Consider the following 19,821-nt stretch of genomic DNA (forward strand, 5'->3'; position numbering starts at 1 on the left):
GGGGCGAGGGGCCTGGTTTAAGGAACACGCAACTTGCCGACCGGAGGCGGTGGCAAAAAACAGGACGAACGTCCTGTTCTGACAGGAAACCCGGGGGAACCCATGCTGAGTGGACTAGAGGCGGCCTTTTTCTACCTCTTCGCCTTTGTCGCGGTGGCATCGGCGTTCATGGTCATTTCGGCGCGCAATCCCGTGCATTCGGTGCTGTTCCTGATCCTGACCTTCTTCAACGCCGCCGGCCTGTTCATGCTGACCGGCGCCGAGTTCCTGGCGATGATCCTGCTCGTCGTCTATGTCGGCGCGGTGCTGGTGCTGTTCCTGTTCGTCGTCATGATGCTCGACGTCGACTTCGCCGAAATGAAGGAAGGCGCCCTGCAATATGCACCGATCGGCGCGCTGGTCGGGCTGATCCTGGCGGCGGAGCTGATCGTGGTGCTCGGCGGCTATACATTCGCGCCGAAACTGGCGGCGACGGTCGCGAAACCCATTCCGGACCTGGCCGCGCGGTCGAACACGGCAGCGCTCGGCGACATCCTCTATACGGATTACCTCTATTACTTCCAGGTAGCGGGGCTGGTGCTGCTGGTCGCCATGATCGGCGCCATCGTGCTGACGCTGCGCCACAAGCCGGGCGTCAAGCGGCAGTCGATCGCCGCCCAGGTCGGCCGCACGGCGGCAACCGGAGTGGAAATCCGCAAGGTCAAGACGGGCGAAGGAGTCTGAGATGGTCGTCGGCATCGCGCACTACCTGACCGTATCGGCGATCCTGTTCACGCTCGGCGTGTTCGGCATCTTCCTGAACCGCAGGAACGTCATCGTCATCCTGATGTCGATCGAGCTGATCCTGCTTGCGGTCAACATCAATTTCGTCGCCTTTTCGGCGGCGCTCGGCGATTTGGTCGGCCAGGTGTTCGCACTGTTCGTGCTGACGGTCGCGGCGGCCGAAGCGGCGATCGGCCTTGCCATTCTCGTCGTCTTCTTCCGCAACCGCGGCTCGATCGCGGTCGAAGACGTGAACATGATGAAGGGTTGACGGAACCACCATGTATCAGGCCATCGTCTTCCTTCCGCTGCTCGGCTTTCTGATCGTCGGCCTGTTCGGCACCTCGCTCGGGGCCAAGGCTTCCGAATACATCACCTCGGGCTTCCTGGTGATCGCGGCCGTGCTGTCGTGGGTCGCCTTCTTCTCGGTTGGCTTCGGCGGCGGAGAGGTGTTCACCGTGCCGGTGATGCGCTGGATCCAGTCGGGCGGGCTGGAGGCGTCCTGGGCGCTCAGGATCGACACGCTGACGGTGGTGATGCTGGTAGTTGTCAACACGGTGTCGTCGCTGGTCCATATCTACTCGATCGGCTACATGCATCACGATCCGGACCGGCCGCGCTTCTTCGCCTATCTGTCGCTGTTTACCTTCGCCATGCTGATGCTGGTGACGGCCGACAACCTCGTGCAGATGTTCTTCGGCTGGGAAGGCGTCGGCCTTGCCTCCTATCTGCTGATCGGCTTCTGGTACAAGAAGCCGTCGGCCAATGCGGCTGCGATCAAGGCCTTCGTCGTCAACCGCGTCGGCGATTTCGGCTTTGCGCTCGGCATATTCGGCGTGTTCGTGCTGTTCGGCTCGGTCAATCTCGGCACCATCTTCGCCAATGCGGCGACGTTCATTCCGGCGGAAGGCGCGCCGCAAGGCCCGGCCGTGCTGACCTTCCTCGGCTATGCGCTCGACAAGCAGGCTGCGATGACGGTTGTCTGCCTGCTCCTGTTCATGGGCGCCATGGGCAAGTCGGCGCAGGTGCCGCTTCACACCTGGCTGCCGGATGCCATGGAAGGCCCGACGCCGGTCTCGGCACTGATCCATGCCGCGACCATGGTGACGGCAGGCGTGTTCATGCTGGCGCGGTTGTCGCCGCTGTTCGAGCTGTCGCATTCGGCATTGACCGTGGTCACTTTCATCGGCGCCTTCACCGCCTTCTTCGCGGCGACAGTCGGTCTCGTCCAGAACGACATCAAGCGCGTCATCGCCTATTCGACCTGTTCGCAGCTCGGCTACATGTTCGTGGCGCTCGGCGTCGGCGCCTATGGCGCGGCGATCTTCCATCTGTTCACGCACGCCTTCTTCAAGGCGCTGCTGTTCCTCGGCTCGGGCTCGGTCATCCACGCCGTCTCCGACGAGCAGGACATGCGCAAGATGGGCGGCCTGAGGACGCTCATTCCGAAAACGTACTGGATGATGGTGATCGGCACGCTGGCGCTGACCGGTGTCGGCATCCCGGTAACGATCATCGGCACGGCCGGCTTCTTTTCCAAGGACGCCATCATCGAAGCGGCCTTCGCCGGCCACAATGCGGTCGCCGCGTTTGCCTTCATATTGCTGGTCATTGCTGCCTGCTTCACCTCCTTCTACTCCTGGCGGCTGATCTTCATGACCTTCCACGGCGAGCCGCGGGCCAGCCACGAGGTCATGCACCATGTCCATGAATCGCCGCCGGTCATGCTGGTGCCGCTGTTCATCCTGGCGGCGGGCGCGCTGTTTGCCGGCGTGATCTTCCACGGCGCCTTCTTCGGCGAGGGCTATGCCGAATTCTGGAAGGCGTCGCTGTTCACGCTGCCGGACAACCACATCCTGCACGAAATCCACGAAGTGCCGTTGTGGGTCGAGCTGTCACCGTTCATCGCCATGCTGATCGGCTTTGCGATTGCCTGGCAGTTCTATATTCGCGCGCCGGAAATGCCTCGGAGCGTCGCCGCCAACCATCGCCTGCTCTACGCCTTCCTGCTCAACAAATGGTATTTCGACGAGCTCTACGACTTCCTGTTCGTGCGGCCGGCAAAGCGCCTCGGCAGCTTCCTGTGGAAGACCGGCGACGGCACCGTCATCGACGGGCTCGGGCCGGACGGCATTTCGGCGCGCGTCGTCGACGTCACCAACCGGGTCGTCAAGCTGCAGACCGGCTATCTTTACCACTATGCCTTCGCCATGCTGATCGGCGTTGCCGCACTCGTCACCTGGATGATGCTCTGATGACCGCCTGGCCGATCCTATCGCTGGTCACCTTCCTGCCGCTGGTTGGTGTGCTGCTCATCCTTTTCGTGCGTGACGACAGCGAGAACGCGCGCCGCAACATCCGCGCCATCGCGCTGTTCACGACCGCGTTCACCTTCGTGGTTTCGCTGTTTATCTGGACCGGCTTCGACAATTCGCAGCCCGGCTTCCAGTTCGTCGAGAAGTTTGCCTGGCTGGATTCCGGCATCTCCTATCATATGGGCGTAGACGGCATCTCCATGCTGTTCGTCATCCTGACCACCTTCCTGATGCCGCTCTGCATCCTCGCCTCGTGGGAATCGATCGAGAAGCGCGTCAAGGCCTATATGATCGCCTTCCTGCTGCTCGAGACGCTGATGATCGGCGTGTTCTGCGCGCTCGACATCGTCTTGTTCTATGTCTTCTTCGAAGCCGGCCTGATCCCGATGTTCATCATCATCGGCGTGTGGGGCGGCAAGCGGCGCGTCTATGCCTCGTTCAAGTTCTTCCTCTATACGCTGGCCGGCTCGGTGCTGATGCTGCTCGCCATCATGGCGATGTTCTTCCAGTCCGGCACCACCGACATCCCGACGCTTCTGACCCACAACTTCCCGGCCAATATGCAGACTTGGCTATGGCTTGCCTTCTTCGCGTCCTTCGCGGTGAAGATGCCGATGTGGCCGGTGCACACCTGGCTGCCGGACGCGCATGTCGAGGCGCCGACGGCCGGCTCGGTGATCCTGGCCGCCATCCTGCTCAAGATGGGTGGGTACGGCTTCCTGCGCTTTTCGCTGCCGATGTTTCCGATCGCATCCGAAATGTTCGCGCCGCTGATCTTCACGCTCTCCGTTGTCGCCATCATCTACACCTCGCTGGTGGCGCTGATGCAGGAGGACATGAAGAAGCTGATCGCCTATTCGTCGGTCGCTCACATGGGCTTCGTTACCATGGGCATCTTCGCGATGAACCAGGAAGGCGTCCAGGGTTCGATCTTTCAGATGCTGTCGCACGGCCTGGTCTCCGGCGCGCTGTTCCTCTGCGTCGGCGTCGTCTACGACCGCATGCATACGCGTGACATCGACGCCTATGGCGGGTTGGTCAACAACATGCCGAAATATGCAACCGTGTTCATGATCTTCACCATGGCCAATGTCGGCCTGCCCGGCACCAGCGGCTTCGTCGGCGAGTTCCTGACCATGCTCGGCGTGTTCCGGGTCAACACCTGGGTAGCGTTCTTCGCCGCCACCGGCGTCATCCTTTCGGCGGCCTATGCGCTCTGGCTCTACCGCAAGGTGATCTTCGGCGCGCTGACCAAGGAAAGCCTGAAAGGCCTGCTCGACCTGTCGACGCGCGAGAAGGTGATCATCTATCCGCTGGTCGCGCTGGTCATCTTCTTCGGCGTCTATCCGGCGCCGATCTTCGACGCGACCGCCGAATCGGTCAAGGCGCTCGTTACCAATGTCACCGCATCCATCGGCGCCGCGCAGACCGCGGCGGCGAACTGACTGGGGGTTTTGCGAACCATGACGCCGGACCTTCTCTCAAGCCTGTCGCTCTCGACGCCAGAGCTGATCCTCGCCATCGGCGCCTTGGCGCTGTTGATGCTCGGCGCCTATTCGCGCGCCAACACCACTGTCACGGTGAGCGGCCTTGCCGTCGCCGTGCTGGTGATCGCCGGCGCCTGGCTGGTCTTTTCGCCGGGACAGGGCAACGCCTATGGCGAAGCCTTCATCCAGGATCCGTTCGCCCGCTTCATGAAGGTGCTGGCGCTGGTCGGCTCGGCGGTGACGCTGGTCATGTCGGTCCGCTTTGCCCAGGTGGAGCGTTTCGACAAGTTCGAATATCCGGTGCTGATCCTGCTCTGCACGCTCGGCATGATGCTGATGATCTCGGCCAACGGCATGATCGGGCTCTATCTCGGCCTCGAGCTGCAATCGCTGGCGATCTACGTGCTGGCGGCGATCAACCGGGACAATCTGCGCTCGACCGAGGCCGGGCTGAAGTATTTCGTCCTTGGCGCGCTGTCGTCGGGCATGCTCCTTTACGGTATCTCGCTGGTCTACGGCTACACCGGCAACACCGGCTTCCAGGAGATCGCCACGGCGCTGAGCGGCGGTGAGCGCCAGCTTGGGCTCGTCTTCGGCCTGGTTTTCGTGCTGGCCGGCCTTGCCTTCAAGATCTCGGCGGTGCCGTTCCATATGTGGACGCCCGACGTCTATGAAGGCGCGCCGACGCCGGTGACGGCTTTTCTGGCGGCGGCACCGAAGATGGCGGCGATGGCGCTGATGGTGCGCGTCACCATGGGCGCCTTCAAGCCGATCGCCGCCGACTGGCAGCAGATCATCGTCTTCATCTCGATCGCCTCGATGGCGCTTGGCGCCTTTGCGGCCATCGGCCAGACCAACATCAAACGGCTGATGGCCTATTCCTCCATCGGCCATATGGGTTATGCGCTGGTCGGCCTTGCCGCGAACAGCCAGGACGGCGTGCGCGGCGTCGCCATCTACATGCTGATCTATCTGGTGATGACGCTCGGCACCTTCGCCTTCATCCTCGCCATGCGGCGCAAGGAGGGCAATGTCGAGCAGATCAGCGATCTCGCCGGCCTGTCGGCGACCAATCCGATCATGGCGACGATCCTCACCATCCTGATGTTCTCGCTGGCCGGCATCCCGCCGCTCGCCGGCTTCTGGGGGAAATGGTACGTGTTCCTCGCCGCCATCAATGCCAACCTCTACGCGCTGGCGATCATCGGCGTGCTCGCCTCTGTGGTGGGCGCCTACTATTATCTGCGTATCATCAAGATCATGTGGTTCGACGAACCGGTCGGCGGCTTCGTGCCGATGGCGTCCGAACTGCGCGTCGTGCTCGGTGTCTGTGGCGCCTTCGTGCTGTTCTACGTGCTGATCGGCGGTCCGATCGGAACCTACGCGGCAGCCGCGGCCAAGACCTTCTTCTAACGGAATGACGTTCAGGCTGGCCCCAACCGCGGCTTCGGACGGGTTCCGGCTCGAGGCGCACGACACGGTCGGCTCCACCAACGCGCTGGCGCTGGAGCACGCACGGGCCGGCGATCCGGGCAAACTCTGGGTCGTCTCCAAAAAGCAGGAAGCCGGGCGTGGCCGCCGTGGCCGCGCCTGGGCGACGCCCGAGGGCAATCTGGCAGCGACGTTGCTGGTGATCACCAACACCGAGCTTCGACTTGCCGCGACGCTCGGCTTCGTTGCCGGACTGGCGCTGGCCGACGCGCTCGACGCCGTCGTGCCGAAAGGCAGGATCGCGATCGGCCTCGATGGTGCGAGCCAAGGCAAGAACCGTTTCGAACTGAAATGGCCGAACGATGTGCTTGCCTCGGGCGCCAAGCTCGCCGGCATCCTGCTGGAATCGGCGATGCTGGATGGCGACCGTTCGGCGGTGGCTGTCGGTATCGGCGTCAACGTGGTGGCATACCCTCAGGATTTGCCTTATCCAGCGACGTCGCTAAGCGCGCTGGGGTCTGCTTGCGATGCCGAGACGCTGTTTCTGGCGCTGTCGGATGCCTGGAGCGAGAATGCGCGGCTGTGGAACGAAGGGCGTGGGCTTGCCGCCGTCAGGCGGCGCTGGCTGGCGCGTGCGGCGGGGCTTGGCGGGCAGGTTGCTGTCAGAATTGACGGTAATGTGGTGCGCGGCACCTTCGAGACCATTGACGAGGACTGCCGTTTCGTGATCCGCGACGATCAAGGTTCGGTTCTGACAATCGCCGCCGGCGACGTGCATTTCGGCGCGGTTGCCTCGGCCGGCGTTTGACTGGCCAATACGTTTGACTGGCCAGGTATTTGACCAGCTTGAATTTGACCGGCCGACAATTTTGACCGGCCCACAATTTTGACCGGCCCACAATTTTGACCGGCAAGGAAGGAAAGACCATGGCGATAGCGGAAAACGCCGAACTTGTCTTCGTGCCGCTCGGCGGTGTCGGCGAGATCGGCATGAACTTCGCCCTCTACGGCTATGGGCCGGCCAAAGCGCGCGAATGGATCGTCGTCGACGTCGGCGTCACTTTTCCCGATGCAACCCTGCCCGGCGTCGACCTGGTTCTGCCCGACACGCGTTTCATCGAGGAGAATGTCGCCAATCTGCGCGGCATCGTCATCACCCATGCGCATGAGGACCATTACGGCGCGCTCCACGACATCTGGCCGAAGCTCAAGGCGCCGGTGTGGATGACGCCGTTCAGCGCCGGCCTGCTGGAAGCCAAGCGGCAGGGCGAGCAAGGGGCGCCGAAGATCCCGGTGACGATCTACCGGGCCGGCGAGAAATTCACCGTCGGCCCGTTCGAGATCGAGGCCATCCCTGTTGCGCACTCCATTCCCGAACCGATGTCGCTGGCGATCACGACGCCGGCCGGCGTCGTCATCCATACCGGCGACTGGAAGATCGATCCGGCGCCGACGGTCGGGCCGATGACCGACGAGGCGCGCTTCCGAGCCTATGGCGACAAGGGTGTGCTGGCGCTGGTCTGCGATTCCACCAATGCGATGCGGGAAGGGGAATCGCCGTCCGAAGTGGCGGTGGGCGAGGGCCTCAAGAGCGTCATCCAGAACGCCAAGGGCCGGGTCGCCGTCACCAGCTTCTCCTCCAATGTCGGGCGTATCGTCTCCATCGCCAAGGCGGCGCGGGATGCCGGCCGCCAGTGCCTGGTGATTGGCCGCTCGATGAAGCGCGTCATCGATGTGGCTGATGAACTCGGCTATATGGACGGGTTGCCGGAATTCATCGCCGAGGAGGATTACGGCTTCATCCCGCGCGAAAACCTCGTCATCATCTGCACCGGCAGCCAGGGCGAGCCGCTTGCCGCACTTGCCAAGCTGTCGCGCGACGAGATGAAGTCGGTGGCGCTGACGGCCGGCGACACGGTGGTGTTTTCCTCGCGCACCATTCCCGGCAACGAGAAGGCGATCCTCGAAATCAAGAACCGCCTGATCGATCTCGGCATCAAGATCATCGAGGACGGCGATGCGCTGGTGCATGTCTCCGGCCATCCACGCCGCAGCGAATTGCGCAAGATGTATGAATGGGTGCGGCCGCAGATCGGCGTTCCCGTGCATGGCGAAGCGGCGCATCTGGTGGCGCAGGGCTCGCTGATGTCGACGTCCGGCATCGGCCAGGTCGCGCAGGTGCGCGACGGCGACATGCTCAGGCTGTATCCGGGTGCCGCCGCCATCATCGACCAGGTGCCGTTCGGCCGCATCTACAAGGACGGAAGGCTGATCGGCACCGACCAGGCGATGGGCATTCGCGACCGCCGCAAGCTGTCCTTTGCCGGCCATGTCGCCGTCAATGTCGTGCTCGACGACAAATACGAGCTTGCCGGCGATCCCGATCTCGTCGCCATCGGCGTCGCCGAGGCCGACGGCAGCGGCGAGAGCCTGGAAGACCTGATGATCGATGCGGCAATCGGCGCCGTGGACTCCATCCCCCGCCAGCGCCGAAAAGACCTCGACCTGGTCCAGGAGGCAGTGCGGCGCGCGGTGCGCGGCGCGGCCAACGAAGCCTGGGGCAAGAAGCCGCTGGTGACGGTGTTCGTCACGAGGTGACGAACAAGGGAGTAGGGGAGTAGGGCAGTAAGGGAGTAGGGAAGTAGGAGGTAGGAGCGCAAACAGATGCACTTCTAGATCCTTTTTTCCCTACTCCCCTACTGCCTTACTCCCCTACTCCCCTAACCCGGGAGTACGCTATGCTCGGACGCCTCAACCATGTCGCGCTTGCGGTGCCGGATCTGGCCGCGGCTGCGGCGGTCTATCGCGATACGCTTGGCGCTCGCGTGACCGCGCCGCAGGCGCTGCCGGAGCATGGCGTTACGGTGGTGTTCGTCGACGTCGGCAACACCAGGATCGAGTTGCTCGAGCCGCTCGGCGAAGCCTCGCCGATCGCCGCATTCCTCGCGAAGAATCCGTCCGGCGGCATGCACCATGTCTGCTATGAGGTGGACGACATTGTTGCGGCGCACGACCGTCTCAAGGCCAGCGGCGCGCGCGTGCTGGGCGACGGCAATCCGAAGATCGGCGCACATGGCAAGCCGGTATTGTTTCTGCACCCCAAGGATTTCTTCGGCACGCTGGTCGAACTGGAGCAAGCATGAGTTGGGTTTCGTTTGTCGCCCTGTTCTTCGCCACATGGTGGGTGGTGTTGTTCGCCGTCCTGCCGTTCAGCATGCGGACGCAGGACGAGGATCGGGACGTGACGCTTGGCACGGTTCCGAGCGCACCGCGCGGACCGCACATGCTGCGCGCGGCGCTGCGCACGACGATCGTCACGCTGGTCCTCATGGGTATCTTCTACGGCATCACGAGAGGGCTTGGCCTCGGTATCGACGACATCCCGCACATCGTGCCGGATTTCAACCAGAGCCCAGCGCATTAGCCGGCTACCTACCGTGTCCGACTATCCCAGCCTAGCCGAGGCTCTGAAATCAAGCTGAGCCAGCAAGGTCAATCCAAAGTAAAGGCCGGGGCGGGTTTGGGCTGACGCAACGTCATGTAGTTTGGTAATCTGTCGTGCTAACCAAATGATTGCACAAAAAAAATGCAAGGCGCGAGGCCTTGCAATTTAAACGCGTCCGATCTGTTTCCGGTGTCCGGCGGCAGCGGGTTACCGCGCCTAGATCGCATCCTCCCAAGACTTTGACCGCGTAGGAGGGCAGATTTTTCTCCGCCCTCTCGGTTATGGGGGCACACTAGCCTAAGGCGGGTGAAAATGTCACGAAGAATTTTGCCCGGAAACAGGCAATCTCGTGCTGCAGTGCACAATAGTACGGCAGGCGTTGCTTGCGAAACGCCCAGCAAGCCGTGTGCGGCAATTGCGGCGTCTATGCAGCGCCTGGGCCGGGTTTCCATTCCGCCATGAAATGGCTATGAAGCCGGGGCAAGCAAGCCTGCGCTGCGCCGATTCCGGCGCCGCCATCCTCTCTCACGGACCAGTCCATGCGTTTGTCGCGCTATTTCCTGCCCATTCTCAAAGAAAATCCGCGCGAGGCCGAGATCGTCTCGCATCGGCTGATGCTGCGCGCCGGCATGATCCGCCAGCAGGGGCAGGGCAGCTTTTCCTGGCTGCCGCTCGGCAAGCGGGTGCTGGACAAGGTCTGCCGGATTATTCGCGAGGAGCAGAATCGCGCCGGCGCGCTCGAAATCCTGATGCCGACCATCCAATCGGCCGAGCTGTGGCGCGAAAGTGGCCGCTATGAAGACTACGGCAAGGAGATGCTGCGCATCAAGGACCGGCAAGACCGCGATATGCTCTACGGGCCGACCAACGAGGAGATGGTCACCGAGATCTTCCGCTCCTATGTCAAGTCCTACAAGGACCTGCCGCTCAACCTCTATCACATCCAGTGGAAGTTTCGCGACGAGGTGCGCCCGCGCTTCGGCGTCATGCGTTCGCGCGAGTTCCTGATGAAGGACGCCTATTCCTTCGACCTCGATTATGAAGGCGCCAAGGCCGCCTATAACCGCATGTTCGTGTCCTATCTCAGGACGTTTACGCGCATGGGGCTGCAGGCCATTCCGATGCGCGCCGACACCGGGCCGATCGGCGGCGACCTCAGCCATGAGTTCATCATCCTGGCCGACACCGGCGAGAGCCAGGTGTTTTGCCATCGCGACTATCTTTCGCTGGCAGTGCCCGGGGCGAACACCGATTTTTCGAACGACGCCGAGATCGGCGGCATCGTCAAGACGTGGACGACGCCCTATGCCGCCACCGACGAAATGCATGACGAGGCGGCATGGGAAAAGCTCTCCGAAGGCGACAAGGTCTCGGCGCGCGGCATCGAGGTCGGCCATATCTTCCATTTCGGCGACAAATATTCCAAGCCGATGGGCGCCAAGGTGACCGGCCCGGACGGCAAGGATCATTTTGTCTCTGGCGGTTCCTACGGCATCGGCCCGTCGCGGCTGGTAGCGGCGATCATCGAGGCCAGCCATGACGATAACGGCATCATCTGGCCGGAAGCGGTGGCGCCGTTCGACATCGGCCTGATCAACATGAAGGCTGGCGATGCCGAATGCGACCGCGTCTGCCGCGAGCTGAATGCCGCCTTTGCCGCCGCCGGCAAGGAGGTGCTCTACGACGACACCGACCAGCGGCCGGGCGGCAAGTTCGCCACCGCCGACCTGATCGGGCTCCCGTGGCAGGTGATCGTCGGGCCGCGTGGTGTCGCCGCCGGCGAGGTCGAGATCAAGAACCGCAGGACCGGCGAGCGCGAGACGCTGCCGATTGGCGACGTGAAAAAGCGTTTCGGTGCCGCCGTATGAGTGAAGCGGCAGCAGCCAAACCTTCGGCGGCAGGACCCTTTTCCGGCTTCGAGCGCATGGTGGCGTGGCGCTATCTGCGCTCGCGCCGCAAGGAGACGGTGATCTCGGTGATCGCCTCGATCTCCTTCCTCGGCATCATGCTGGGCGTGGCCACGCTGATCGTCGTCATGGCGGTCATGAACGGCTTTCGTGCCGAACTGCTGACGCGCATCCTTGGCGTCAACGGGCACCTGATCGTGCAGCCGCTCGACATGCCGCTGGAGGACTATGACCAGGTCGCCGGCCGCATCAACGGCGTGCCCGGCGTCAAATATGCCATTCCGCTGATCGACGGGCAGGTGCTGGCGCAAGGCAATGTCGGCGGCGGCACCGGCGCGCTGGTGCGCGGCATACGCGGCGAGGATCTCGGCAAGATCACGATCGTCGCCAACAACATCAAGGCGGGCTCGATCGTCGGCTTCGACACCGGCGAGGGAGTCGCCATCGGCAGCCGCATGGCCGAGAATCTCGGCCTTGTGCTCGGCGATACCATCACGCTGATCTCGCCCGAGGGCGACGTCACGCCGCTCGGCACGACGCCGCGCATGAAAGGCTATCCGATAACCGCGATCTTCGAGGTCGGCATGTCGGAATATGACAGCTCCATCGTCTACATGCCGTTTTCGGAAGCGCAGCTTTATTTCAACATGGACGGCAGGGCGCAGACGATCGAGATCTACGCCGACAATCCCGACAATATCGACGCGCTGAAGCCGAAGGTCGAAGAGGCGTCGCAACGGCCGATCACCCTCGTCGATTGGCGGGAGCGTAACAAGACGTTTTTCGACGCGCTGCAGGTCGAGCGCAACGTCATGTTCATGATCCTGACGCTGATCGTGCTGGTGGCGGCGCTCAACATCATTTCGGGCCTGATCATGCTGGTGAAGGACAAGGGCCACGACATCGCCATCCTGCGCACCATGGGCGCCACGCGCGGCGCGATCCTGCGCATCTTCCTGATGACCGGGGCTGCGATCGGCGTTGTCGGCACCATCGCCGGCGTGCTGCTCGGCATCGTGATCTGCCTCAACGTCGAGCGCATCCGCCAGTTCTTCTCCTGGCTGGCCAACGAGCGGCTGTTCAATCCCGAGCTTTATTTCCTGAGCCAGCTGCCGGCGCGCATGGATGCCAGCGAGACGATCTCGGTCGTTCTCATGGCTTTGGCGCTGTCGTTCCTGGCGACACTGTTTCCGGCGTGGCGCGCTGCCAGGCTCGATCCGGTCGAAGCGCTGAGGTACGAATGATGGCCGAGGCCATTATCGAGCTGAAGAGCGTCGAACGCCATTATGTACAGGGGCCGCGCAAGCTGACCATCCTGAACGGCGCCGATTTTTCGCTGAAGCGTGGCGAGATGGTGGCGCTTGTGGCGCCGTCGGGCACCGGCAAGTCGACGCTGCTCCACACGGCCGGGCTGCTGGAGCGACCGGACGCCGGCGACGTGATCCTGGCGGGGCGCGCCTGCGGCCGGCTTTCCGACGACGAGCGCACGGCGATCCGCCGCAACGATGTCGGCTTCGTCTACCAGTTCCATCATTTGTTGCCTGAGTTTTCTGCGCTGGAAAACATCATGATGCCGCAGCTGATAAAAGGGCTGCCGCGCAAGGAGGCGGCCGAGCGGGCGGCGCAATTGCTCGACTATATGCAGATCGGCAAGCGGGCACAGCATCGCCCCTCCGAGCTCTCCGGCGGCGAGCAGCAGCGGGTCGCCATTGCGCGTGCCGTCGCCAATGCGCCGCTGGTGCTTTTGGCCGACGAGCCGACCGGCAATCTCGACCCGGTGACCGCTTCCTATGTGTTCGAGGCGCTGGCAGCACTGGTCCGGCAATCGGGCCTGGCGGCGCTCATCGCCACCCACAATCACGAGCTCGCCTCGCGCATGGACCGCCGCGTGACGCTGTCCGACGGCAAGGTTGTGCCGCTTTAGGGTGCGCTGCAATTGAGGCGATGACGGCCCGCGAGCTGCCGTGCGCCGTCCCGCCGCTTTCGCGCGCCTGTCGGCCCCGAAACGCTCGGCATCTCCTTCTCAACCCTTTCTTAACCCTGTCGAAATGACCGAGCGCAATTCGGGTGACGCCCGGACTGCGATCGTTGACATTCGAACAAAATTAGAACAAAATACGAACATACTAACAACAGGAGAGAGTTATGACCGATCTTGTTCAGGATGTCGTCTCGCTGGTGTGCATGAGCACGTTCCTCATTTCCATGGCAATCTGGATCGGCGCGATGTGAGGATTGAGCTCAAGGGCGGGCTCGATGCTGATGAGCGAGGGCCGCCTTCGCATATTGGCGCAGGCATTGGGCGAGTGTTTCAGCCGGCCTTGCGGGACACTTCGACAGGCGACACCGCGGCGGGCCCGAACACGTCCTCGAAAGCGGATTTCAGCGCCAGGTCGAGGTCGGCCATGGTCACGGGAAGGCCGAGGTCGACAAGGCTGGTGACGCCGTGATGCTGGACGCCGCACGGCACGATGCCGCTGAAATGGCTAAGGTCCGGCTCGACATTGATGGCGATGCCGTGAAAGCTCACCCAGCGCCTCAGCCTGATGCCGATGGCGGCGATCTTGTCCTCGGCCGCCGAGCCGTCGGGCAAAGCGGGGCGGTCCGGCCGAACCACCCAGACGCCGACGCGGTCCTCGCGGCGTTCGCCGCGTACGTTGAAGGCGGCCAGCGAGCCGATGATCCATTGTTCGAGTGCGGCGACGAAGGCGCGGACATCCTCGCGCCGCCGCTTCAGGTCGAGCATGACGTAGGCGACTCGCTGGCCCGGCCCATGATAGGTGTATTCGCCGCCACGCCCGGCGGCAAAGACCGGGAAACGGTCCGGCTCGATCAGGTCCTCGATGCGGGCGCTGGTGCCGGCGGTGTAGAGCGGCGGGTGCTCGACCAGCCAGACCATCTCGCCGGCGGCGCCGCTGCGGATTGCCTCGGCGCGCGCCTCCATCACGGCGAGCGCATCGGGATAGGCGGTGAGCCCGGGCTCGATGCGCCATTCGACCGGCGCCGAGCCGGGCAAGGGCAGGAACGACGTGGCGATCTGGCTGCGTTCTGTCATGATATCTCGTCTCGCCACTCATATGGCGGCAATCGGTACAAACGTCCAGTTCCGGCACGTTCGGCCCTTGAAGAGTTATGCCGATGTCCGGCCGATTATTGCTGGCCGCGCACTTGTTTCACCGGAAACGATTTGCTACACGCCGCGGGCCGGTTGGTTCCGGCTCCTACCACGTGCGGTCGTGGCGGAATTGGTAGACGCGCAGCGTTGAGGTCGCTGTGGGGCAACCCGTGGAAGTTCGAGTCTTCTCGACCGCACCATCAAATTCGTGAACTTGGCCATCTAAGCCATTGAAACTCCAGTCCGGCAGAGCACCCGTTGATGAGGGCGCTTGGCGTTCTTGCCGAAATGCGATACAATTTGGGATACAAACTGAGATACATCGCGAGTTTGGCCCATGCGAAAAGAGGCCGTCGCAGAGCCCGCCAGAGACCCGGATCGCTACCTCGTCCAGCGCGACGGAATTTTCTATTATCATCGGCGAATGCCCGCCAAGATGGTCGGCATCGACGATCGCGGCAGGTTCATTCGCAAGTCCCTGGGAACGGACGAACGCCGCCTCGCACGTGCCATGCGCGACAAGCTCGAAGACGCGGACAAGACCCTGTGGGCGGTGCTTCTTTGCGGCGGCGAGACAAGGTCAGCACTCGATCAGTATCGCGACGCCGTTCGCCGGGCTGAAGCCATGGGCGTTTCCTACCTTTCAAATGGACAGGTGGCAGGCTTTCAGAATGTCGATTCAATTTTAAAGCGTGTCGAGGCGCTGGAGCGCGTTCAAGCGGCCCCCGCGGTCGCCGACGCTCTCCTCGGCGGGGTGCAGGTGCCGCCGGTCAAAGTCTCCAAAGCTTTTGATCTCTACGCCGATGAGATCATGGCCCATGAAGTCGCGGGTAAGAGCCAGTCGCAGCGCCGAATGTGGAAGAAGGTAAAGCAGAGAGCCGTAAACAATTTCGTTGCCCTGGTTGGTGACAAGCCGATCGGCGACGTCACGCGTGAAGACGGACTGACCTTCTACCGGTTCTGGCTCAAGCGCATCGCGCCGCCGCCAGACATCGGAGCCGCGACACATTCGGCGTCTGCCGGCAATCGAGACCTCGGCAACATGCGGGATCTCTACAGGCGTTATTTCGCTCATTTGGGCGAGGAACAAAAAGGCACCCCATTCGATGACCTCCGCTTTTCGGAGCGTGGCAAGCGCCGTCGTAAACGGCCGTCATTCGAACCCAAATGGATAACCGATCAGATCATGAGGCCGGGCGCTTTAGCATCCCTGGATGCTCAAGCGCGTCGCTGCGTTCTGGCGCTGATCGAGACAGGCACACGCCCAAGCGAGATATGCAATCTTGATGAGACCGTGATCTTCCTTGACACGCCGGTTCCGTATATTCGCATTACCCCACGAGAGGACGCCGATGATCCGCGCGAGATCAAGACCGAATGGTCAGTGCGAGATGTACCGCTGGTAGGCGTCGCGCTGGAAGTTTTTAAGAAAAATCCGCAGGGCTTTCCGCGCTACCGCAATCGTGAAGAGGCGCTTTCTGCAAACCTCAATAAATTCTTTAAAACACACAAACTTTTCCCGACACCGAAGCACAAGATTTATTCCCTCCGGCACAGTTTCGAGGATCGTATGAAGGAGGCAGGTATCGACAGCGAGCTTCGCAAAATCTTGATGGGCCATACGATAGAGCGTGTAGAGTATGGTACGGGCGGATCGTTGCAATGGCGACGAGACGAACTCAAAAAAATTGCTTTGCCTTTCGATCCCGAGATCGTTTGAGCCGTTCCTGGATGCGCAGCATTGCGCCCATCTCTGCAATCAATTTCTTCTTCTCCCGTTCAAGACGCTCGTAAATCGGGAGATACGCTCGTCCTTTGTTGCCAGCCTTGTGGATAGCTAGGGCGAGCGTATCCAGAGCGCGGTCAATTCTGTCTAAGGTCACGGGCTCAGGAACAGTGCTTACCTGTGGCAGAACACAGGTCATTGTCTGTCCCGTCTGTTTCCTGTTCGGCGATGACACAGACGAGATAATGGCAGCAGGCGCAGGTGAGAAAAGCGGTTTGCCTCCCGCATCGTGCAGCGGCGATACTTCGACGTAGAAATCGGAAAACACGCTTGCGGCAACTCTGCACTGTCAGATGCAGCTAGCCACATCCGGCCACATGAATTGCTGAGCGGACTCAGACGGGTCGATGCCCTTGAACCGGACACGAGACCGAATCGATCCGCAGGCTGTCGGCGGGCCGGAATGCCTCATCCGATCCGACCAAACCGATCGGAGGACGCAGGCAATGCCGGATTTGGTGGGCTATAATTACCTGAGGAGAGGCAATCAGCTGATCCGGATCAGTGCGTGGGAGCGCGAGTATCTCGGGAGGTCGCTTATGATTACCTTATCATTAGCATTCCTCGATATTGCGGCACCTTTGGGGTGAGTTTGACAAGCTTCACACGGCGATCGCTTGGCAGGAAATCGGTTATGAGATTCGTGTCGGTTCAATGATGGGCGGGACCAACTGCGCCGAAAGCGAACAAATTCGAATACTTAATGTAAAGTCTTGGGTCATGCTGTCCGAATGCAGTACCGTGCGGGCGATCAGCCAACGATTGGCGAAATTTTGAACAGGCTACCATTACCGATGGCCTAGACACCGTTTTCGTCCTTCGTTGCCGCAAGAAAGGTATCGCCAACCGCCGGATCAATCCGATCAGCCTGTGGCAACGCGCAACGGCTCCAATGCTCAGCGTTTCGGGGGGCTGAAGAGGTTGATGACTGCCGCACCCGGAGCAGTTCGACGTATTTCCTTATTTCGCTTGGCCCGCTGAAATGCAGCCGCATCTTTAGAAGGAACGAACCGTCTGGCAGGACGGCGCAAGCAATTGATGGCAACGCCGTCGAGTGGATGGAGAAAGTCAGCGACAAACGATACCGCCGCTGAACGTTACCGGTCCGCAGCGTCTCGCACTTGGCTGCCAACTCACCCCAGCCAATACCTCGGCCCCGGCCCCTTGCGTCCTGCCATATCGGTAGGGTTTGCAAGGCTACACCGGTCGATCGACAGGCAGCCGCAACCGATGCACTCGGTAAGCCCCGACCTCAGGCGCTGCAACTCGGCGATGCGCTGGTCGATGCGCTTGGTCCACTGGCCCGACAACCGCGACCAATCCCGACGCGACGGCACGCGATCGGCTGGCAACTTGGCGAGCTCGGCGCCGATCTCCTCGAGCGTCAGCCCAATTCGCTGCGCGAAGACGATGAAGGCGATCCGGCGCAGCACGGATCGCGGATAGCGTCTGTGTCCCGAGCCGGCCCGCTCGGACGCGATCAGCCCGCGCTCCTCGTAGAAGCGCAGGGCCGATGAGGCGACGCCGCTACGCCGCGACACGTCGGCGATGGTCAGCATGGAATCCATGCATGAACGAAAGCACGATTCCCGCTTGACTTCAAGTTAACTTGAACTTGTAGAAGGCGCCATAAAGCTTGAAGGAGCACCGGCAATGCAGTCGAATATTGATCTTCAGGGACTTCGCGTGGCGGTTACGGGCGGCACCTCCGGGCTCGGAATGGCGCTTGTGCGGCAGCTGACCGCGCAGGGTGCGTGCGTGGCCTTCGTCGCTCGCACCGCCGCGAATGTCGAACGCATCGCTGACGAGACGGGCGCGCACGGCATTGTCGGCGACGTCGGCAAGAAGGAGGACACCTACTCGATCGCGCTACAGGTAACTGCGAGCCTCGGCGGGCTCGACGTCCTGATCAACAATGCCTCGAGCCTCGGCCCTGTCCCTCTGGCGCTCCTCGCCGATACTGAGTGCGAGGAACTGGAAGTGGCGCTCGCGGTCAACCTGGTCGGCGCGTTCCGGCTGACGAAGGCCCTGTTCGGTGCACTTGCCGCGTCCGCACGCGGGGGCCGTGGCGCGCTGGTGATCAACATCTCCAGCGATGCGGCGGTGAACGCCTATCCCGGCTGGGGCGCCTACGGCACGAGCAAGGCTGCTCTTGCTCATCTGACGGCGATTTGGGACGAGGAGGCGAAGGCTCACGGCATACGGCTCTTCGCGCTAGACCCCGGTGATATGGACACCCCATTGCACGCGCTGGCGCTTCCTGACGCCGATCCGTCTACATTGAAACGCCCCGAGCTGTCCGCTGCCGAGATCATCGAAAAGATGCTCGACGCGTTGCAGGTCCGTGCTACGCTTCACGCCGGGGCAAATACATGATTGCCGCCGACCGTCCCGACCGGCGCGCTGCCAGGCTGTTGGTCCTCGAGGCGGACGGCACGACGCGCGACCTGCCGGGCGCTGGAATCAAGACGCTATTCGGTCCCGGCGATCTGGTCGTCGCCAATGACGCCGCGACCTTGCCTGCCAGCTTGCACGGCACGCATGTCCCGAGCGACGAGGCGATCGAGATCCGACTGGCAGGCTGGCAGTCGTTTCCCGATCCAACCCGTTTCTTGGCGATTGCCTTCGGTGCAGGCGATCACGGCACGCGCACTGAAGACCGGCCGCCTCCGCCTCCGCTGTCACCAGGCGATCGACTCCGGCTCGGCCCGCTTAACGCCGTCGTAGAGCGCCTTCTCGACCATCCTCGCCTTCTTGAGCTGCGTTTGCCAGGCAACCGCGCAGCGGTGCTTGCAGCACTGGCGCAGCACGGCCGACCGATCCAATACGCGCATGTTCGTGAGCCGTTGGCACTGTGGGATGTCTGGACGAATATTGCCGCCGAGCCGGCCGCGTTCGAGGCGCCATCGGCAGGCTTCGCGCTCGACTGGCGTACGCTCCAGGTCTGGCGTCGGCGCGACGTTGGCTTCGCAACGCTCACGCATGCCGCCGGCGTTTCTTCCACCGGCGATCCCGCACTCGATTCGCGTCTTCCCTTCGACGAGCCCTACCGCATTCCCGAGCGCACCGCAGCGCAGGTCGTGCGGGCGAAGCTCCGCGGCAGCCGCATCATCGCGATCGGCACGAGCGTAGTGCGCGCCCTTGAGGCAGCCGCCAATTCCGATGGCGGTGTGCGTGCCGGAAAAGGCATTGCGACAGGGCGCATGGCGCGCGGCACGCCGCTTCGCGTGGTCGATGCGATTTTTACAGGCGTCCACCAGCCCGGCGAAAGCCATTTCGAGCTCCTGCGCGCCTTTGCCGACGATGCTCTGCTCGCCAAGGCCTCCACAGCCTTTGCCGCCTACCGCTACCGCGCGCATGAATTCGGCGATTCCATGCTGCTTAATCGCCAACCGCCGCTTCTATCGCGCGAACAAAATCGGGGCGAGGGGCTCGAGACGAAGGCTTTACTCGAGGTGTGCCATGATGTCGGCAGGATCGGTGGTATTTCGTGCTCGGCGCGCAAGGAAGTCGGAGCTATGTTACAGCGGACCAAATTCGGCATTTGACCCAAAGTCGAAGTTCCGAAGCCCT

Annotated in this window: 18 protein-coding genes and 1 tRNA gene; 16 read left to right on the plus strand and 3 right to left on the minus strand. The window is 62.3% G+C overall.

Features of this window, described 5'->3' with window-relative positions; genetic code table 11:
• Nucleotides 1-102 precede the first annotated feature (102 nt).
• The 12 genes from NKI16_RS02170 (at nt 103) to NKI16_RS02225 (ending at nt 13,271) form a co-directional block, all read left to right on the plus strand.
• The gene (locus NKI16_RS02170; RefSeq protein ID WP_023676621.1) at nt 103-723 is read left to right on the plus strand and encodes an NADH-quinone oxidoreductase subunit J; all 621 of its coding nucleotides are present in this window, start codon (nt 103-105) and stop codon (nt 721-723) included.
• A 1-nt stretch (nt 724) separates the two neighbouring features.
• On the plus strand, nt 725-1,033 hold the full coding sequence (gene nuoK / locus NKI16_RS02175; protein WP_023676620.1) for an NADH-quinone oxidoreductase subunit NuoK: 309 nt from the start codon (nt 725-727) through the stop codon (nt 1,031-1,033).
• A gap of 10 nt (nt 1,034-1,043) precedes the next feature.
• Nucleotides 1,044-3,017 carry an NADH-quinone oxidoreductase subunit L gene (gene nuoL / locus NKI16_RS02180; protein WP_023676619.1) on the plus strand — a complete coding sequence of 658 codons (1,974 nt, stop codon included), beginning with the start codon at nt 1,044-1,046 and terminating at the stop codon, nt 3,015-3,017.
• Nucleotides 3,017-4,522, plus strand: a complete 1,506-nt coding sequence (locus NKI16_RS02185; RefSeq protein ID WP_023676618.1) for an NADH-quinone oxidoreductase subunit M — start codon at nt 3,017-3,019, stop codon at nt 4,520-4,522. The genes nuoL and NKI16_RS02185 overlap by 1 nt, the downstream gene beginning before the upstream one ends.
• An 18-nt stretch (nt 4,523-4,540) precedes the next feature.
• Complete coding sequence (nuoN, locus tag NKI16_RS02190; RefSeq protein ID WP_352782005.1) at nt 4,541-5,977, plus strand: NADH-quinone oxidoreductase subunit NuoN; 1,437 nt, start codon at nt 4,541-4,543, stop codon at nt 5,975-5,977.
• A gap of 4 nt (nt 5,978-5,981) precedes the next feature.
• Nucleotides 5,982-6,803: a biotin--[acetyl-CoA-carboxylase] ligase gene (locus NKI16_RS02195; protein WP_023676616.1), complete on the plus strand. Its 822-nt coding sequence runs from the start codon at nt 5,982-5,984 to the stop codon at nt 6,801-6,803.
• A gap of 119 nt (nt 6,804-6,922) precedes the next feature.
• Nucleotides 6,923-8,593, plus strand: a complete 1,671-nt coding sequence (locus tag NKI16_RS02200; protein ID WP_023676615.1) for a ribonuclease J — start codon at nt 6,923-6,925, stop codon at nt 8,591-8,593.
• Between the two features lie 140 nt (nt 8,594-8,733).
• A complete protein-coding gene (mce, locus tag NKI16_RS02205; protein ID WP_023676614.1) occupies nt 8,734-9,138 on the plus strand; it encodes a methylmalonyl-CoA epimerase in 405 nt (134 codons plus the stop codon).
• Nucleotides 9,135-9,419, plus strand: a complete 285-nt coding sequence (locus NKI16_RS02210) for a DUF1467 family protein (protein WP_023676613.1) — start codon at nt 9,135-9,137, stop codon at nt 9,417-9,419. Before mce ends, NKI16_RS02210 begins: the two co-directional genes overlap by 4 nt.
• Before the next feature lie 560 nt (nt 9,420-9,979).
• Nucleotides 9,980-11,308: a proline--tRNA ligase gene (gene proS / locus NKI16_RS02215; RefSeq protein WP_352782004.1), complete on the plus strand. Its 1,329-nt coding sequence runs from the start codon at nt 9,980-9,982 to the stop codon at nt 11,306-11,308.
• Complete coding sequence (locus NKI16_RS02220; RefSeq protein WP_023676611.1) at nt 11,305-12,591, plus strand: lipoprotein-releasing ABC transporter permease subunit; 1,287 nt, start codon at nt 11,305-11,307, stop codon at nt 12,589-12,591. The genes proS and NKI16_RS02220 overlap by 4 nt, the downstream gene beginning before the upstream one ends.
• Nucleotides 12,588-13,271, plus strand: a complete 684-nt coding sequence (locus NKI16_RS02225; RefSeq protein ID WP_023676610.1) for an ABC transporter ATP-binding protein — start codon at nt 12,588-12,590, stop codon at nt 13,269-13,271. Before NKI16_RS02220 ends, NKI16_RS02225 begins: the two co-directional genes overlap by 4 nt.
• A gap of 387 nt (nt 13,272-13,658) precedes the next feature.
• Here NKI16_RS02225 and lipB read toward each other — a convergent pair whose 3' ends face one another.
• Complete coding sequence (lipB, locus tag NKI16_RS02230) at nt 13,659-14,402, minus strand: lipoyl(octanoyl) transferase LipB (protein WP_023676608.1); 744 nt, start codon at nt 14,400-14,402, stop codon at nt 13,659-13,661.
• Between the two features lie 175 nt (nt 14,403-14,577).
• Between lipB and NKI16_RS02235 the strand changes: the two genes are divergently transcribed.
• A tRNA-Leu gene (locus tag NKI16_RS02235) sits at nt 14,578-14,662 on the plus strand.
• A gap of 137 nt (nt 14,663-14,799) precedes the next feature.
• Entirely contained in the window at nt 14,800-16,182 is a 1,383-nt protein-coding gene (locus NKI16_RS02240; RefSeq protein WP_023676607.1) for a DUF6538 domain-containing protein, read from the plus strand.
• Here NKI16_RS02240 and NKI16_RS02245 read toward each other — a convergent pair.
• Together NKI16_RS02245 and soxR are read right to left on the minus strand one after the other, a co-directional pair.
• On the minus strand, nt 16,142-16,516 hold the full coding sequence (locus tag NKI16_RS02245; RefSeq protein ID WP_156937337.1) for a hypothetical protein: 375 nt from the start codon (nt 16,514-16,516) through the stop codon (nt 16,142-16,144). The two genes, NKI16_RS02240 and NKI16_RS02245, sit on opposite strands and share 41 nt — an antisense overlap.
• Nucleotides 16,517-17,381: 865 nt before the next feature.
• Nucleotides 17,382-17,816, minus strand: a complete 435-nt coding sequence (gene soxR / locus NKI16_RS02250) for a redox-sensitive transcriptional activator SoxR (protein ID WP_352617470.1) — start codon at nt 17,814-17,816, stop codon at nt 17,382-17,384.
• An 85-nt stretch (nt 17,817-17,901) separates the two neighbouring features.
• On the opposite strand from soxR, the gene NKI16_RS02255 reads away from it, so the two are divergent.
• Together NKI16_RS02255 and NKI16_RS02260 are read left to right on the plus strand one after the other, a co-directional pair.
• Nucleotides 17,902-18,624, plus strand: coding sequence for an SDR family NAD(P)-dependent oxidoreductase (locus NKI16_RS02255; RefSeq protein ID WP_352784759.1), 723 nt, complete (start codon nt 17,902-17,904; stop codon nt 18,622-18,624).
• The gene (locus tag NKI16_RS02260; RefSeq protein ID WP_352784756.1) at nt 18,621-19,796 is read left to right on the plus strand and encodes an S-adenosylmethionine:tRNA ribosyltransferase-isomerase; all 1,176 of its coding nucleotides are present in this window, start codon (nt 18,621-18,623) and stop codon (nt 19,794-19,796) included. Before NKI16_RS02255 ends, NKI16_RS02260 begins: the two co-directional genes overlap by 4 nt.
• Nucleotides 19,797-19,821: the final 25 nt, after the last annotated feature.

This window comes from Mesorhizobium sp. M0698 (genome assembly GCF_040320455.1).
Lineage (GTDB): Bacteria > Pseudomonadota > Alphaproteobacteria > Rhizobiales > Rhizobiaceae > Mesorhizobium.

What these genes read in the sequence shown, in the direction of transcription:
- NKI16_RS02170 (WP_023676621.1), top strand. Translation starts at nt 103, where the DNA reads ATGCTGAGTGGACTAGAGGCGGCCTTTTTCTACCTCTTCGCCTTTGTC.
- nuoK (WP_023676620.1), top strand. Translation starts at nt 725, where the DNA reads ATGGTCGTCGGCATCGCGCACTACCTGACCGTATCGGCGATCCTGTTC.
- nuoL (WP_023676619.1), top strand. Translation starts at nt 1,044, where the DNA reads ATGTATCAGGCCATCGTCTTCCTTCCGCTGCTCGGCTTTCTGATCGTC.
- NKI16_RS02185 (WP_023676618.1), top strand. Translation starts at nt 3,017, where the DNA reads ATGACCGCCTGGCCGATCCTATCGCTGGTCACCTTCCTGCCGCTGGTT.
- nuoN (WP_352782005.1), top strand. Translation starts at nt 4,541, where the DNA reads ATGACGCCGGACCTTCTCTCAAGCCTGTCGCTCTCGACGCCAGAGCTG.
- NKI16_RS02195 (WP_023676616.1), top strand. Translation starts at nt 5,982, where the DNA reads ATGACGTTCAGGCTGGCCCCAACCGCGGCTTCGGACGGGTTCCGGCTC.
- NKI16_RS02200 (WP_023676615.1), top strand. Translation starts at nt 6,923, where the DNA reads ATGGCGATAGCGGAAAACGCCGAACTTGTCTTCGTGCCGCTCGGCGGT.
- mce (WP_023676614.1), top strand. Translation starts at nt 8,734, where the DNA reads ATGCTCGGACGCCTCAACCATGTCGCGCTTGCGGTGCCGGATCTGGCC.
- NKI16_RS02210 (WP_023676613.1), top strand. Translation starts at nt 9,135, where the DNA reads ATGAGTTGGGTTTCGTTTGTCGCCCTGTTCTTCGCCACATGGTGGGTG.
- proS (WP_352782004.1), top strand. Translation starts at nt 9,980, where the DNA reads ATGCGTTTGTCGCGCTATTTCCTGCCCATTCTCAAAGAAAATCCGCGC.
- NKI16_RS02220 (WP_023676611.1), top strand. Translation starts at nt 11,305, where the DNA reads ATGAGTGAAGCGGCAGCAGCCAAACCTTCGGCGGCAGGACCCTTTTCC.
- NKI16_RS02225 (WP_023676610.1), top strand. Translation starts at nt 12,588, where the DNA reads ATGATGGCCGAGGCCATTATCGAGCTGAAGAGCGTCGAACGCCATTAT.
- lipB (WP_023676608.1), bottom strand. Translation starts at nt 14,402, where the DNA reads ATGACAGAACGCAGCCAGATCGCCACGTCGTTCCTGCCCTTGCCCGGC.
- NKI16_RS02240 (WP_023676607.1), top strand. Translation starts at nt 14,800, where the DNA reads ATGCGAAAAGAGGCCGTCGCAGAGCCCGCCAGAGACCCGGATCGCTAC.
- soxR (WP_352617470.1), bottom strand. Translation starts at nt 17,816, where the DNA reads ATGGATTCCATGCTGACCATCGCCGACGTGTCGCGGCGTAGCGGCGTC.
- NKI16_RS02255 (WP_352784759.1), top strand. Translation starts at nt 17,902, where the DNA reads ATGCAGTCGAATATTGATCTTCAGGGACTTCGCGTGGCGGTTACGGGC.
- NKI16_RS02260 (WP_352784756.1), top strand. Translation starts at nt 18,621, where the DNA reads ATGATTGCCGCCGACCGTCCCGACCGGCGCGCTGCCAGGCTGTTGGTC.